This window comes from Nostoc sp. XA010, assembly GCF_020829625.1.
Taxonomy (GTDB): Bacteria; Cyanobacteriota; Cyanobacteriia; order Cyanobacteriales; family Nostocaceae; genus Nostoc.
This window is the reverse complement of record NZ_JAIVFX010000013.1, coordinates 121,831-136,851: the sequence shown is the minus strand read 5'-3', so window position 1 is coordinate 136,851 and position 15,021 is coordinate 121,831. Positions and strand designations below refer to the sequence as shown.

At 41.6% G+C, this 15,021-nt stretch carries 10 protein-coding genes; 8 read left to right on the top strand and 2 right to left on the bottom strand.

Features of this window, described 5'->3' with window-relative positions:
* Nucleotides 1-5 precede the first annotated feature (5 nt).
* The 8 genes from LC608_RS19975 to LC608_RS19940 all read left to right on the top strand — a co-directional run bounded on the left by LC608_RS19975 (nucleotide 6) and on the right by LC608_RS19940 (nucleotide 12,069).
* Nucleotides 6-1,421 carry an AAA-like domain-containing protein gene (locus tag LC608_RS19975; RefSeq protein WP_229555171.1) on the top strand — a complete coding sequence of 472 codons (1,416 nt, stop codon included), beginning with the start codon at nucleotides 6-8 and terminating at the stop codon, nucleotides 1,419-1,421.
* A 391-nt stretch (nucleotides 1,422-1,812) separates the two neighbouring features.
* Nucleotides 1,813-2,301: a hypothetical protein gene (locus LC608_RS19970; protein ID WP_229555170.1), complete on the top strand. Its 489-nt coding sequence runs from the start codon at nucleotides 1,813-1,815 to the stop codon at nucleotides 2,299-2,301.
* Between the two features lie 125 nt (nucleotides 2,302-2,426).
* On the top strand, nucleotides 2,427-2,840 hold the full coding sequence (locus LC608_RS19965) for a hypothetical protein (RefSeq protein ID WP_229555169.1): 414 nt from the start codon (nucleotides 2,427-2,429) through the stop codon (nucleotides 2,838-2,840).
* 272 nt (nucleotides 2,841-3,112) lie between these two features.
* Entirely contained in the window at nucleotides 3,113-4,282 is a 1,170-nt protein-coding gene (locus tag LC608_RS19960) for an alpha/beta fold hydrolase (RefSeq protein WP_229555168.1), read from the top strand.
* A 326-nt stretch (nucleotides 4,283-4,608) separates the two neighbouring features.
* Nucleotides 4,609-5,019: a DUF6209 family protein gene (locus tag LC608_RS19955; protein ID WP_308189900.1), complete on the top strand. Its 411-nt coding sequence runs from the start codon at nucleotides 4,609-4,611 to the stop codon at nucleotides 5,017-5,019.
* Between the two features lie 68 nt (nucleotides 5,020-5,087).
* On the top strand, nucleotides 5,088-6,419 hold the full coding sequence (locus LC608_RS19950; protein WP_229555166.1) for a Rieske 2Fe-2S domain-containing protein: 1,332 nt from the start codon (nucleotides 5,088-5,090) through the stop codon (nucleotides 6,417-6,419).
* 72 nt (nucleotides 6,420-6,491) lie between these two features.
* Complete coding sequence (locus tag LC608_RS19945; RefSeq protein ID WP_229555165.1) at nucleotides 6,492-8,069, top strand: mechanosensitive ion channel family protein; 1,578 nt, start codon at nucleotides 6,492-6,494, stop codon at nucleotides 8,067-8,069.
* Between the two features lie 304 nt (nucleotides 8,070-8,373).
* Complete coding sequence (locus LC608_RS19940) at nucleotides 8,374-12,069, top strand: AAA-like domain-containing protein (protein ID WP_229555164.1); 3,696 nt, start codon at nucleotides 8,374-8,376, stop codon at nucleotides 12,067-12,069.
* Between the two features lie 291 nt (nucleotides 12,070-12,360).
* Here LC608_RS19940 and LC608_RS19935 read toward each other — a convergent pair whose 3' ends face one another.
* Both LC608_RS19935 and LC608_RS19930 read right to left on the bottom strand, forming a co-directional pair.
* A complete protein-coding gene (locus LC608_RS19935; protein WP_229555163.1) occupies nucleotides 12,361-12,588 on the bottom strand; it encodes an EF-hand domain-containing protein in 228 nt (75 codons plus the stop codon).
* An 872-nt stretch (nucleotides 12,589-13,460) separates the two neighbouring features.
* On the bottom strand, nucleotides 13,461-14,870 hold the full coding sequence (locus tag LC608_RS19930) for a family 2B encapsulin nanocompartment shell protein (RefSeq protein WP_229555162.1): 1,410 nt from the start codon (nucleotides 14,868-14,870) through the stop codon (nucleotides 13,461-13,463).
* Between the last annotated feature and the right edge of the window lie 151 nt (nucleotides 14,871-15,021).

The following is a 15,021-nucleotide window of genomic DNA, read 5'->3' as shown; positions in this document are numbered from 1 at the left end:
GAGCAATGTATAAAACTAAACGTGTACGAGGAGTTGTATTAACTTCCACAGGGATTAAACGGTTACAATCAGCAATTCATTCTGTGGAGATAGTAGAAAATAAAGGCGAACACTTGAGTTTAGAAGAAATAAGCTCGCGCATTCATGTTTCTAGTAGAACTTTGAGTAAATTATGGTCTTTAAGTGAAAGTGTAGATCAAAAAACTATAAAACTCTGCTTTAGCGCTTTTAATCTAGAATTACACAGTGAAGACTACACCATAGTCAATAAAGTAAATGAGACAGAAACATCTGAGTTATTGTCCATTGCAAATATAGAAGAAGATTTATCTCAACGTTCCGAATTAACCTCATTTGTCGAAGAACATCATACACAAACTGAACAGATAGAAAATCTTTGGTCATACCCGGATGGCCCCGTACCTTTAGATTCTCACTTTTATATTGAACGTCCTCCATTAGAGAGAAAAGTTTATCGAGAAATAACTATTAGTGGCTGCGTGATTCGGATTAGATCCCCCAAACAGATGGGTAAAAGTTCTCTTGTGTTGAGGCTTTGTGCCTTTGCACAGAAACTTGGATATCAGACTGTGAATTTGAATTGCTACCAATTCGATAGTGAGTGTTTAACTGATTTAAATAAACTGTTGCGTCGTCTTTGCTGGAAAATTGCAACAGGGTTAGGTATTGACCCCAACCTCGAAGAAAAGTGGAATGAACAAATTGGCTACAACTTGAGCAGCGGCTTCTATTTAGAAAACTATTTGCTCGAACAATGTCAAAGCCCAGTAGTTTTAGTGTTGAATGAAATTGACCGTTTTTTTGAGTATCCTCACATTTGTCACGAGTTTTTTGCATTGTTGCGATCGTGGTGTGAGGAAGCGCGACACAATCCCAACTGGCAAAAGCTGAGGTTAGTAATGGTTTACTCAACTGAAGAGTACATCTCTATGGATATTAACCTCTCTCCTTTTAATATTGGTCTACCTATTCGTCTGAACGATTTTACTCAACCACAAGTGGAAGATTTAGCTAGGCGGTATAGTTTAGACCCGTTTAAAGCTAAAGATTTTGCCCAACTAATGTCACTAGTAGGGGGACATCCAGCACTAATTCAGATTAGTTTGTACTATCTTAAGTCTCAAGAAATGACCCTGCAAGAAATAATAGAGGAAGCGATCGCCAATGGTGGCATCTACCGCGATCATTTATGGCGACATTTGATCAAACTGCAAGAAAATCCTAGATTAACAAAGACCTATGCTGAAATTCTGGCAGCAGAACAAGGTATTGCTCTTAATCCTATTGACACTTACAAGCTTGAAGGTTTGGGATTAATTCGATTTGATGGCGATCGCATCTTACCGCGTTGCGAACTCTACCGTGCCTATTTTGCAAAACAGCTATCGACAATTGTTTGATAGAGAAACACTTTTGGCACTCAGTCAATATCAAGTACTGCGTAGGCGCAGCCCAACCTAGGCATCGCACTAGCATAGGATCAAATTCAAGAAAATTTTAGTTCTGCGTTTTCAACAAGGGCAGTTAATAGCTGTTTGATATCAAGTATTTAGCCATAGATGTTTTCAGTTTAAAATAATTTTTTGCTAACTTTCTTAACTACCTTAACTTTCCTTGCATTTTCGCTTTGATGCTGAGAATATCTAAATGCTTAGATAGCTATAGCAGTACATCAGCAATTAGAGGAAGAATTTAATGGGTAAAGAGTACTTATAAACCTGGGCAATAATTCTTTCATTTATAAATTGCATCTGCTAAATAATAAATTCTCAAAAAACAAAGAGGTAATGTATGAGCAATGTTCAAGAAGTACTACCAGCTTCAGAGTTTCTGAAAAAGAACTTAGGTATTTCCGAAATTCCCCTTGAAGCATATCTTAACTATGGATATGCACTACTTGCTATTGCTGGAGCAGACGGAGAGGTTTCAGAAGCCGAATTTAACTGGTTAGTAAATCATCAACGCTTGGCTGGCGCACCTGAAGAAGTAATAGCAAAATACAAAGCATTTGAATACAAAAATGCTGACTTAGGAAATTTGCTGAGTAAGATTACAGTTGATGTTCCTACTTGGTCTAAATCAAGGTCATTACTGTATCATGCAATTCAAATGGCTCGTGTTGACCATTACGCAACTGAAGAGCGAGAAGCTGTTAAAAAAGCAGCTAAACTGTTAAAGGTTGAAGATGATATTGCACTTGCTCTTGAGAGATTGATAGAGACAGAAGAAGCAGTAACTGCATTACGCAAAGCGCTACTACAGACTGAGGTTTTAGCTTAACCCTCGCAGAACTCTAAAATCCGTATCAAGTTGATTTAGAGGGTGTGGGGTGTAGGAAGCCCACGCGCAAATAAAGTGCAAGTCGCTTACAACTCAAAATAATGTCTTTTACTATTTAAGGAGAAGTGCAAGATGATGTTAGGAGGATTACTTCCATCAATTGGATTAGAAATTCCCTGCTCAATGTATGCGATCGAAGTGCCGTTGAACGTGAAGGGAAACCCTATCAAATTGGACAGCATCAAAGGCGGTGTCACGGTGAGGGTAGAGGGGAACATCAAGTCTGGTCTTGGTGGCGTCAACCTGCGAGTAATTGGCTACGAGCAGTCTGCCGACAGTTCAGCGTTTGGCAGAATCACGCTGTCCCAGGCTGTCATCGATACAACCCCGCTGAGTCGGCTCGAATTGATCAAGGAGATGCCACCAACCTTCCGATGCGAGCTAATCATAGATGCCACGCTAACGATCGAAAAGCCACCAGGTGGCGGTGGCCCCCTGGAGCTATTGAATACGAAACCGATCAGGCTGTTGAACGATAAGCTTCAATCGTTTCCGCCGCAGGGCAGTGTCTTCAGGCTCGTAGAGCCAGTTGACTTCGCACCTAGCAGCTCGCCGAGCCAGGTTGTTGCCCAGCTCCTAGAACTCTCCAACACCGTGACCCACAACCCATAGTATTGGTTAGGCAAGGCTCGCTGAACTTTTGACTCGATCCCAGGCTTGGCTTGGGGTCGAGCGACTAGCAAATTATCCAGCGTCAGCGATTTAGCGTCTCGCATCAGAGGATCATAGTTGTATTTCATCTGAGGAAAAAATGAAGTTGCAAACCACCTCACCTGACCAGCCAGGTTTACTGCCCGCATTCTACGATGTACCTGACAACATGGTGGCTGGGGAGCCAGGTTCGATTATCAAGCTTGAAAAAGTGGATGCCCTTGAGGAAGTTAGCGCTTGGCGCGTGATCTATCGTTCGCAGACGGCGGCTGGGATACCAGTTCCGGTCTCAGGGCTAATTGTTGCGCCAAAATCTGCTCGTCCGGGAGCTAATCTGCCCGTTGTCAGTTGGGCGCATGGTACTGTTGGCGCTGCCCGGTATTGTGCGCCGTCTAATGTTCCCAACCCAGTCTCTGATTTTGTCGGCTATCCCTCGTTCGAGAGTACGGTGCCAAATGATTATGGTATCCCTGGGCTGTCAGCCTTTCTCAAAGCCGGATACGTGGTTGTGGCAACCGATTATCAAGGATTAGGAGCCGGACAGAATCACGAATATATCGTGGGTCTGAGCCAAGCACAAAATGCGCTCGATATTGTTAGAGCAGTTCGCACAATGACTCAGATAGGCGCAAGCAATCGGGTGGCAGTGCTGGGCTGGTCTCAAGGCGGCTTGGCTACCTTGATTGCAGGTGAAAATGCCTCCTATGCTCCTGACCTCGATATTGTGGGCGTAGCCGCTTTAGCCCCTGCCAACCCAGCAACCTTTCTAATTCCTGAAATTTCCAAACAATCGACTGGCGGCCCGCGAACGGGGCGCAACATTCTCCTCGTCAGGGCTTATACCTGGGCATATCCTGATTTGCAACTGAGCGACCTATTAACTGACATCGGCATCGAGGCAGCTAAGGCCGCTTCTCGGCAGGGCATCCAGCAGTTAGCGATCAGCGGGGATGCTGCTGGTGGGCTGCCAGTGCTGTTTAAGACGAACACCAATCCTGCGGCGTGGGCGGCTAGATTCACTGAAAATGCCCCTGGAAAAAAGGTCTCCCAGGCTCCCGTGCTGGTGATGCAAGGAACGGCTGATAATATAGTGCCTCAGGCTTCTACCGACCTGTACGTGAGCGAGGCTTGTAAATCTTCCAGTCGAGTCTCATACATAAAATATCCTCAAATCGATCACCGTGGTTTGTTAAAGGCGGCGGAGTCTGACTTTACTACTTGGATTGCCAGCCGATTTGCCAACGAGCCAGCACCATCCGATTGCCAATAGTTAGATCCATAAATCGTAGCGATCGAGTGGGCACAGTTCCCTTAACCTTACACATCACGGACTAACATTCTTGCAAAGATTGTGAAACCTTGTTTTGACCTCCACATTGGTTTGCAGATGGTATTAAGCCGTTCGTTATTTACAACGTAAAATCAAGCCTTTTTAGGTCATCTTGCAGGTTTTTGGTCGCATCTCGGTTCCATACCTAAACAGTTTGATAAATATCAGCTACCGTTGCTATCTGCTTTGAGTCGCCTTTTTTCAGGCTATTTGGGCGTTTTTATAGTTTTTTAATGCTTCAATTGCTCAAAATGCCATAAACCTTCATCAAACAAATATACAAAATTACACAACATTCAATCATGAAAACTACAATTAATTTCACTCCAGATTGGCAAGAAAATCTCACAGGTGAATTAACTCCAGGTGGTAAATTTACAATCAATTATGACGAAAGCCGCTTAACTTGCTTTCGCACAAGTTATAGAGGTTCACCAAGTTGGCAAATCGATGTTGGAGTTCAATTTGACGATAACAGTCAAGTTCAATATACATCACTCAGGCAAGGACAAAACAATTACCTTTCACCTGTAGAAATTGATATTCCCGCAAATGCTCGGAAGGTTAATATTTGGTTTGAAAATTATGGATACGATCCCTATGACGCTTCGGGAAACAATAACAGTCGTTGTTACGATAGCGATTACGGTAAAAACTACAGCTTCCAACTTTCTTAAAAACGTTATTGAACCTGAGTTCGATTCACCTCTCCCCAAAGAATTTCTGACACTCTTATTTTGGTCAAATGAAACCAGAATTCAATTTTTTTCAACATTGGTATCCTCTTTCACCAATTGAAGACTTAGATCCCAAAAAACCAACACCAGTAACACTTTTGGGGTTGCGTTTAGTGATCTGGAAACCCAAATCATCTGAAACTTTCCAAGTGTTTTTAGATCAATGTCCCCACCGCCTTGCACCCTTAAGTGAGGGGCGCATTGATGACGAAACAGGGAATTTAATGTGTAGCTATCATGGTTGGCAATTTGACAAACAAGGAATTTGTACTCATATTCCCCAAGCGGAAAATCCCGAACTTGTGAGCAAGCATAAAGAAAATTTGTGTGCTAAGGCTCTACCAGTTCGTCAGCAACAGGATTTACTTTGGGTTTGGCCAGATGCCAAATCAAATGAACAAGCTGCTAATACACCCTTACCTTTGTCACCCAAAATAGATGCAAGCAAAGGCTTTGTTTGGTCTTCTTTTGTCCGAGATTTAGAGTATGACTGGCAAACTCTTATAGAGAATGTGGCAGATCCGAGTCATGTTCCTTTTTCTCATCACGGCGTGCAGGGCGATCGCAAAAAAGCAAGACCGATTGAGTTTAAAATTGAGCAATCAACAGCCGATTTGATTGAAGTGACAACATTTGGACGTGTTCAAAGAAAAATTATTTTTGAACCACCTTGTCGCTTGGAGTATACTTTCAGTTTTAGTGATAGCAGCAAACAGTTTGGATTCGTTAGCTACTGTATACCTGTAGCTCCAGGTAAGTCTAGAATTATTATTTTATTTGCCCGTAACTTTGCCACAACACTCTTTCGTCTCCAACCCCGTTGGTGGGAACACATCAAAGATCGCAATCTGGTTATTGATGGAGATATGGTTCTTCTACAGCAACAAGAGTATTTTCTCCAACAAAGAAATTTTACTCACAGTTGGAGAACTGCCTATCAACTACCTACAAGTGCAGATCGTTTAGTTATTGAGTTTAGGAATTGGTTTGATCGCTACTGTCACGGACAACTACCCTGGAGCGAAGTTGGGATCGAAGTTCCACCGACACGGAATATTAATAGCGATCGCCAACAAATGCTCGATCGCTACAAACAACACACCCAACATTGTCGTAGCTGTCGAGAAGCACTTTTGGTTGTGCAACGCTTGCAAGCAGTGCTTTTAATCTACTTTGTGATTACTGTTTGCACTGTTGCTCTCCTTCCCGATAGATTGCAACTGACTCTGGGTTTACCCTTAATTGCGATCGCACTACTAGGTCTAGGAGCTTACGCTTGGCTGAGATTCTGGCTTCGTCCAAAATTTTACTTTGTAGACTACATCCATGCACATAGATAGAGGCAACTTTCAAGTACTTTTACAGTAGTTCCCTGCTCAAATTTAATAAATCAACCAACTGATATTTACAAAATGAATAACATATTAATTATACTAGGTGAAGTTATATTTTTAATAGTACTTTTTTCTCTATTGAATTGGCTGATTTATATCATATTCAAGCAGTTTACTAAACTTACCTGGCTTCAAGGAAGAGCTACAAATATCACTTTTCTACGCCGCAGCATCAGCAAAATTTTAATTTTAATTTGTGTGATTATGTGTTTGGTGCTGGTTGGCGTGAATGGGATTGTGATTTATCGAGGTGGAAACATTCAGGAACTTCAACTTAACCTAATTCGTAGCCTTCCAACTCAATTCTGGGGCAATCTCTTCACCGCCAGCTTGAAAACTGTGAGTTTGCTAATACTAGTTAAATTTAGCATCTCACCATTAAGTCGAGGTATAGACTGGGTTTGTGAATACACTAAGAAAGCCGATCAAATTAAGGCTAATGATGATAGTGTCGAAGCTTTTTTTAGAGTCTTAAAAAGAATTATTATTTATAGTACATGGATATATTCTGCTATTTTATGTGCGAATTTTCTTTACCTACCGACAGTTGTTACTAAATATCTTTACATTGCTTTAAAAATATACATTACTATCTCACTTGGTTTACTCATTATTAAAGCTGTTGCTACTATTGTTGATACTCTCGATGCACTGAGCCTTAAATACTCTAGTTCTAACGATCTACTACGTTTATATGAGCGTTTACGCCACTTAATTCCCTTCTTCAAAAAGTGTTTGGAATACGTCCTCTATGTTGGCATAGTAAATCTTGTTGTTCCAGAAATAGAACCTATCGCTTGGATAAGTGCTTATACCCCTAGAATTGTGCAGATTATTGGGGTTTATTTTATTAGCAATGTTTTGATTGAAGTCGTTTACTTTATCTTGGATGAGTTCTACTTAAAAACTACAGAGTTAGATGATTCACAGCAACAGAAACGGCTGACGCTGATTCCCTTAATACGGAGTTTTGCCAAATATTTCGTTTACTTTACAGCCGCAGTAACTATACTCAAACTGATTGGCATTGATCCTGCGCCTATCTTAGCAGGTGCAGGAATTGTAGGTATAGCAGTTGGTCTTGGAGCGCAAAACCTAATCAATGATGTTGTTTGTGGATTTTTGATTTTGTTTGAGAACTATTACTTGGTAGGTGATTATGTTGAAGTTGGAAAAGTAGAAGAGAGAAATATTGAGGGAATTGTAGAGGCAATTGAACTAAGAACTACTCACGTCCGCCATCCTGATGGACAATTACAGATTGTTCGGAATGGCGATATTGGATCAATTATTAATTACTCTAAGCAATATATATATGCAAGGGTGGAAGTTAGCGTTTCATATAACTCCAATTTAGATCATGTATATAGGGTGGTTGAGAAAGTAGGACAGCAGTTAAAAGCGGATGAAGAGGATGTTCTAGAACCTACCCGCGTAGCTGGGCTAGAAAACTTTGGTGAAAATAATCTACTACTGCTGACGCTGACAAAAGTCAAGCCGGGAAAACATCTTCATATTCAGCGTGTTCTCCGCAAGATATTGAAGGATACTTTTAGTCAAGAAGAAATTGAAATTTGCGGTTTTTCTAAGAATTGATACTAGCTATTTTCAGGTATTTTTCTACAATGCACTTATTATCTCTCTCCGAAGAAAACAGAATGGTTTCTTTCATCCATAGTGGGTGATCGCTCATGAACAGCTTCTGATAAACTCTTTACTCCACGCTTAGAGCTTGGAAATACTAAAAATAGTAAAGATTTATGCTTTGACTACTTTCATCAAATAAACTGAATTATTACATAAAGCTGTGATGTAAAATTTACAATATTTATTTTCAATAATTTATCTACAAATCACTAATTATTATGTTAATATTTTTATTTGATAATGACACTTAGATATGAGATATCAAGTAGGGGGTAGTCTCCGCAGTGACGACCCCACATACGTTACCCGTCACGCAGATGAACAACTCTATGCCAGCTTGAAAGCTGGCAATTTCTGTTATGTCTTCAACTCTCGTCAGATGGGTAAGTCATCGTTACTACAACGCACAAGTTATCGTCTTAAGTCAGAAGGGCATAGCTGTGTTTATTTAGATATGACTCGCTTGGGTATTGAAGATACTACACCAGATCAATGGTACAAAGGCATTATTATCAGCTTATTCTATAGCTTAAAATTAGCGTCACAAATTGACTTTCAGCATTGGTGGGAAATGCAAGCAGGCATTTCCTCGGTGCAAAAACTACAGCTATTTGTTGAAGATATATTACTACCAAATCTCAAAAGTGATTCTCTACAAGACGGCAAAGCCAAACGCATTTTCATCTTTATTGATGAGATTGATAGCTTGCTGAGTTTAAATTTCCCAATCAACGATTTTTTTGCTTGGATTCGTCAGTGCTATAATCTACGACCACATAACCTAAGCTTTGAACGTTTGGGATTTGCACTATTTGGTGTAGCTAGTCCCTCCGACTTGATTGCTGATAAACGCCGCACGCCCTTTAACCTTGGTAAAGCAATTGGGCTACAGGGCTTTAGGCTGCATGAAGCCACGCCTTTGCTTTCAGGATTAGAAGAAGTAATCAGTCAACCACAAGCAATATTACGAGAGGTTATTTATTGGACAGGCGGACAACCCTTTCTGACACAAAAGCTCTGTGACTTAATTACTGAAGTTGCCTTTGAAAGTACTACAGGGAAGATTACCCTACCTCCAGGTACAGAAGCATTGTGGGTAGAGCAATTAGTAAAAACACGTATTATTCAAAATTGGCAGTCACAAGATGAACCTGAACATTTGCGTACTATTCGAGATCGCCTCTTATTCGACGAACAACAGGCAGGGCGGTTGTTGGGTATTTATCAACAGGTATTGCAAGCAGAAGAAAATCTTGAGCCTGGGAGCGTGGAAGAAGAGTTTTCCCCTCCGCTTCTTAATTCTGTTCCAAGTGATGATAGTAGAGAACAGACACAACTGTTATTGTCCGGTTTAGTAGAAAGACACAGCGGCTATCTCAAAATTAAAAATCCTATCTATCGGAATGTTTTTAATGCCCAATGGGTGTTGAGACAACTAGATAATCTCCGTCCCTACTCGCAAACATTTAACGCTTGGGTAGCATCGGGTTACAAAGATGAATCACGTCTGTTGCGAGGACAAGCTTTAAAAGATACTCAAAATTGGGCAAAAGGCAAGAATCTGAGCGATTTAGATTATCAATTTTTAGCTGCAAGTGTTGAATGCGATAGGCGTGAAGTACAAATGGCATTGGAGGCAGCACGGGTACTAGAGGTAGAAGCACGACTCGAACAAGAGAAAAAAACAGCAAAAGAAGTAGAAGCACGACTCGAACAAGAGAAAAAAACGGCAAAAGCAATAGAAGCACGACTAACACAAGAGAAAAGAACGGCTTTATTTCAGAGATATCTACTAGTTGCAGTAACTATTGGGTTGCTCGTTTCTAGTAGTTTGGGAATAGGAACTTTTATTTTGTATCACCAAACTCGCAAAAGTGAAACTCAAGCTAAAGACAGCGAAATTCGAGCGCTTGTATCTTCTTCTGTTGGATTGTTTGTCTCAAATCGCAGATTGGATGCACTTGTAGAAGCAATCAAAGCCAAAGACAAACTGCAAAAGCTAGGAATAGCAAACACAAATCTTGCAACTCTGGTTGAAAATGCACTGCAACAATCAGTTTATGGCGCAGATGAATACAATCGTCTTTCTGGTCATACAGCAAGTGTTATGGCAGTAGATGTCAGTCCTGATAATTCTTTAATTGCTTCAGCCAGTATGGATAAAACAATCAAACTTTGGCGACGTGATGGTACAGCAGTTGCAACTCTCAAAGGTCATCAGGGAGCAGTCAGAGCAGTCGATTTTAGTCCTGACGGTCGGATACTTGCCTCGGCAAGTGAGGATGGTACTATTAAACTGTGGCAGCAAGATGCCAAAAACGCATCATGGCACATTTCTAGAACATTCATTGGTCGCGCTTCAGTCTGGGGAGTAGCTTTTAGTCCTGATAATCAAACCATCGCCTCTGCTGGTTGGGACAAGACGGTGAAAGTATGGAAGCTAGATGGTACTTTGCTGAAAACGTTTCAAGGTTATAAAACTGGGTTTTGGGGAGTAGCTTTTAGTCCTGATAATCAAACCATCGCAGCTGCAAATCTAGACGGCACAGTAAAACTCTTGAGACGAAATACATCAGGCTGGCAGAACGCCAAATCCCTAAAACCTCTCGAAGGCCACACAGCTTGGGTTGTCGGCGTAGCTTTCAGTCCTGATAGTCAGACCATTGCTTCAGCAAGTGAAGACAAAACTGTCAAACTTTGGCAGCGAGACAGCACAGATGGCAGTTATCGGCTTGTTAGAACTCTTAAAGGTCATAGTGCAGGAGTTTCGGGAGTAGCGTTTAGTGCCGATGGTCAGACTATTGCCTCTGCCAGCCTCGACAAAACGATTAAACTTTGGGACATTGATGGTACAGAACGCAGAACGCTCAGAGGACATAGTGCATCTATTTGGGGAGTTACTTTCAGTCCTGACGGTAACTTTATAGCTTCGGCGGGTGCAGAAAACGTTGTCAGACTTTGGCAGAGTGAAAATCCATTCCAAAAGAGTGTAATAGCTCATAATGCAGGGATTTGGTCAATAGCGATCGCCTCTGACAGTTCCACCATCGCCACAGCTAGCCACGAAAACACTGTTAAATTTTGGAGTCCTGGGGGCAAATTGCTCAAAACTTTGACTGAAGAAAGCATAGTCTTCCAGGTTTCTTTTAGTGAAGATAACAAGTTAATTGCTCTTCCCGCTTACAACGATACGATAAAACTCAAGCAGCTAGATGGGACATTAACTGCTAGTTACAAAAATCCTTATAGCAAAATGACAGCAGCAGTATTGAGTCCCGATGGTCAAGCGATCGCCATAGCTGCTGTTAACAATAATGTTCAGATATGGCACACAGGTCGCTCTGCACCACAAATTCTTAAAGGACATCTTGCCGAAGTATGGCAAGTTGCATTTAGTCCCGACAGCCGCCTGGTTGCCTCAGCCAGTGGCGATGGTACTATTAAGCTGTGGACGCTGGAAGGCAAATTGCTGAGAACCCTTGTTGGACATTCGGCGACAGTATGGATAGTTGCCTTTAGTCCTGACGGTAAGATGGTGGCTTCTGGAAGCGGTGACAATACCGTTAAGTTGTGGACAGTTGACGGCAAATTGCTTAAAACATTCATTGGTCACACAGGAGCAATATGGGGTGTGGCATTCAGTCCCGACAACAAAATACTTGCTTCTGGGAGTGTAGATGGTACTGTCAAGCTTTGGAAACTTGATGGTACTGAACTAACGACCCTGAAAGGACATACCGCAGCGGTTAGGAAAATTGCCATCAGCCGCGATGGAACTATTTTAGTTTCGGGGGGTGATGACAACACACTGATTATTTCGGACTTGCAGCGCATTCTCAATCTAGATGTACTAACTTATGGTTGCAGTACAATTAAAGACTATTTGAAAACTAATATAGCTTTAGAAAAGAGTGATCGCTCTATTTGTAATCAGCCAATTTCTCAATAAACCTTTCGCATAAATATTGAGAATGATTTTTTATTTTGCAACTTTGATATGGAAATAACCCTCACACCATACAGGGTATAAGGGTGAAAGGTATCGATACCCTTATTTAGTTATTATCCCTGTTATGTCACTTTTGGAAAACACTAATCGAAGCGAAATTCTCAACCTTTGATTGAATCAAGTTTTGAGACTTTATTTACTAACAGAAACTAGAATTTATAGCCAAAACCCAGAAATTAAAGCTCCAGAAAGCTTACAGCGATTGGCTTCTACTAAAGTGACACAAGAGGGTTATTTAGTTGCAGCTCCTTCAACTACTTTCTTGAACTCTTCTAAGGTAAGACTGCCGTCTTTGTCTGAATCATAATTTTCTAGTAAATGCTCAGGTGGGCGGCCTCCTGTTATTCCCATTACCAGGGGAAATAATTCAGCGCCATAAAGCTCTTGAATGGATACTTTGCCATCCTGGTTATAGTCTAAGAGTCTAAACAGTTCTTGAACCTGTTCTTGAGTTGCCATAAAATTCTCTTTAATTAGTTTTTCAATTTAATATGTTGTCAAAATCTTGATGATAATTCAAGGAAAGTTAAGACAGTTAAGAAAGTTAATTAGATACTTAATAATTATTAACAACTGCTTAACAGCTGGTTTTTAGATTCTTGATGCCATGAAGCAGTGGACAGGGTGCGATCGCAACTGTGCAGTATCAGGAGGTGGTGCAATACTTGAAGTCATTAAATTTTATATCCAGTCTCAAGGAAAAGATGATTAGATTCGGGCTTCGGCTAACCCCCACTTGTTCCGAAGTGGGGGAGTGCGCCTCAGAAGAGGTTCAAAATACTTTGTGCTGACATGAATAACTGCGCGGCAAAACTGGGTGGTACAGAGTAGCCGATAATTTACCCCGCCGTAGCAGTCTCGTTGGTATATTCTTTCTTTTAGTTAATATTTGGGTGAATATACTTTGGCTTAGAATCAGTCGTAAAAGGAAAGGGAGTCGATTAATTTATCGCACACTTTTTACACTTAAACAGATATTAGCCTTTTTATCTCAAGCCCTACAGCGCAAATATCAAGTAGTTGAAAGCATTTATATTCCAACAGGTTAGCACTGAAAATCTCTTAACCAACTAATCATAAGTAATGTTAATCTATACTGTGTTTGCTGGTTGGAGAATTACATATCAAAAAATACAAACATTTTAGCGATCGCTCTTCTCTTAAAAACTTTTTGGTTTACTGTTCATTTTTAAGATTACAGTACTACACCTAATCGACAAAAGCTGGTTGGAGGGAACTATCAAACAACGCTCTGCTTATTTCAAAGACAGCAATTTTTGACGACGACATTTAATTTAATCATTGTAAAAAAAGTCAGGTTTACTCTTCCCTCAGCGCCCAATTTCGACATCTTCCAGGATGCCAAGTGCATCGGGAATGAGTATAACTGCACTGTAGTAGGCACTGACAAGATAAGAAACGATCGCTTTTTCGTTGATACCCGAAAACCGCACAGACAAACTGGGTTGGTATTCATCAGGGATACCCGTTTTGTGTAAACCTATCACCCCTTGGTTTTCTTCTCCAGTCCGGAATATCAAAATAGAGCTAGTACCCTCCTTGGTAATCGGAATTTTGTTACAAGGAAAAATCGGATAGTTGCGCCATGCAGGTACAATCTTTCCATTGACCTCCGTGCTTGGGGAATAGATTCCACGACGGTTACACTCCCGGCTAAAAGCAGCGATCGCGCGAGGGTGAGCTAGGAAAAAATGGGATTTGCGCCGCCGAGAGAGCAATTCATCAAAATCATCTGGAGTCGGTGGCCCAGTGCGGGTAAAGATGCGTTGCTTGAGATCGGCATTGTGCAACAATCCAAAATCACGATTATTCAGCATTTCGTATTCTTGCCGTTCTCGCAACGCTTCGATAGTCAGCCGTAATTGTTGCTCCGTCTGGTTCATAGGTTCGTTGTAGAGGTCAGCAACCCGTGTATTCACCCGTAAAATGGTTTGAGCGAGGCTTAACTCATATTCCCGTGGTTTCAAGTCGTAATCAACAAATGTTCTGGGTAACTCAGTTTCCTGACTATGACCTGCGGCCATAGCGATCGCCGCTTGATTATGCCGATCCTGGGGTTTGCTCAATATAGCTCTAAAGCGATCGACCTGAGTCTGCAACGCTTCAGACTGGTTCATCAACTCCCGAAACGCCTGTATTGGCAAAGACAAAACTATGCAGCGCGTAACAGCTTTCAGGCTAACCTCCCAAGTTTCCTGAGATAGAACTATAGCTTCGCCACCAAAACAATCGCCATCAGCTAAGATATCCCGTAAAGCTTCCGCCTCATATTTGCCTGCCTTCAGCTTATTAACTTTACCATGAGCAATTAATAACACCTGGTTAGCTGGTTGACCTTCCTGTACAATTACCTCACCTGGGGCAAATTCTTGTTGTACAAAGCGGTCTGCTAAAGCGTTGAGTACCTCAATATCCTCAAAGCCACGCAGTAAAGATAGTTCACGAAGGGCTTGGGGAATGACCCGCACCTGGGCCCCTGTGTTGGTAAAGCTGACCCGTCCGTTACCGACATCATAGGTCAAGCGACGGTTAACCCGATAGGCTCCACCCTTAACTTGCACCCAAGGCAACATCTGTAACAACCACCTGGGCGTAATGCCTTGCATCTGGGGCGGAGTTTTCGTGGTTGTGGCTAATTTCCGCGCCCCTTTCGTGCTTAAGCTCATCTGGAGTTGCCTGTTTTCTTGGTCTAAATCAGGCCTAATCAAAGCATCTGTCATAAAGTTAACGTTTCATGTCATGCAACTAAATTTACATTCCTAAGAGAAAGCATCGGAGAGTAAGAGCGAACGAACGTTCGCCCCTACTTTGGAGAGGATGTCCGACTACTTAGTACAGCATTTCATTAATTCGTAGCGAATTAAATTTGGC

Bases quoted from the DNA above. Each gene is read 5' to 3' on its own strand.
- LC608_RS19975 (WP_229555171.1), top strand. From the start codon at position 6: ATGTATAAAACTAAACGTGTACGAGGAGTTGTATTAACTTCCACAGGG.
- LC608_RS19970 (WP_229555170.1), top strand. From the start codon at position 1,813: ATGAGCAATGTTCAAGAAGTACTACCAGCTTCAGAGTTTCTGAAAAAG.
- LC608_RS19960 (WP_229555168.1), top strand. From the start codon at position 3,113: ATGAAGTTGCAAACCACCTCACCTGACCAGCCAGGTTTACTGCCCGCA.
- LC608_RS19950 (WP_229555166.1), top strand. From the start codon at position 5,088: ATGAAACCAGAATTCAATTTTTTTCAACATTGGTATCCTCTTTCACCA.
- LC608_RS19945 (WP_229555165.1), top strand. From the start codon at position 6,492: ATGAATAACATATTAATTATACTAGGTGAAGTTATATTTTTAATAGTA.
- LC608_RS19940 (WP_229555164.1), top strand. From the start codon at position 8,374: ATGAGATATCAAGTAGGGGGTAGTCTCCGCAGTGACGACCCCACATAC.
- LC608_RS19935 (WP_229555163.1), bottom strand. From the start codon at position 12,588: ATGGCAACTCAAGAACAGGTTCAAGAACTGTTTAGACTCTTAGACTAT.
- LC608_RS19930 (WP_229555162.1), bottom strand. From the start codon at position 14,870: ATGACAGATGCTTTGATTAGGCCTGATTTAGACCAAGAAAACAGGCAA.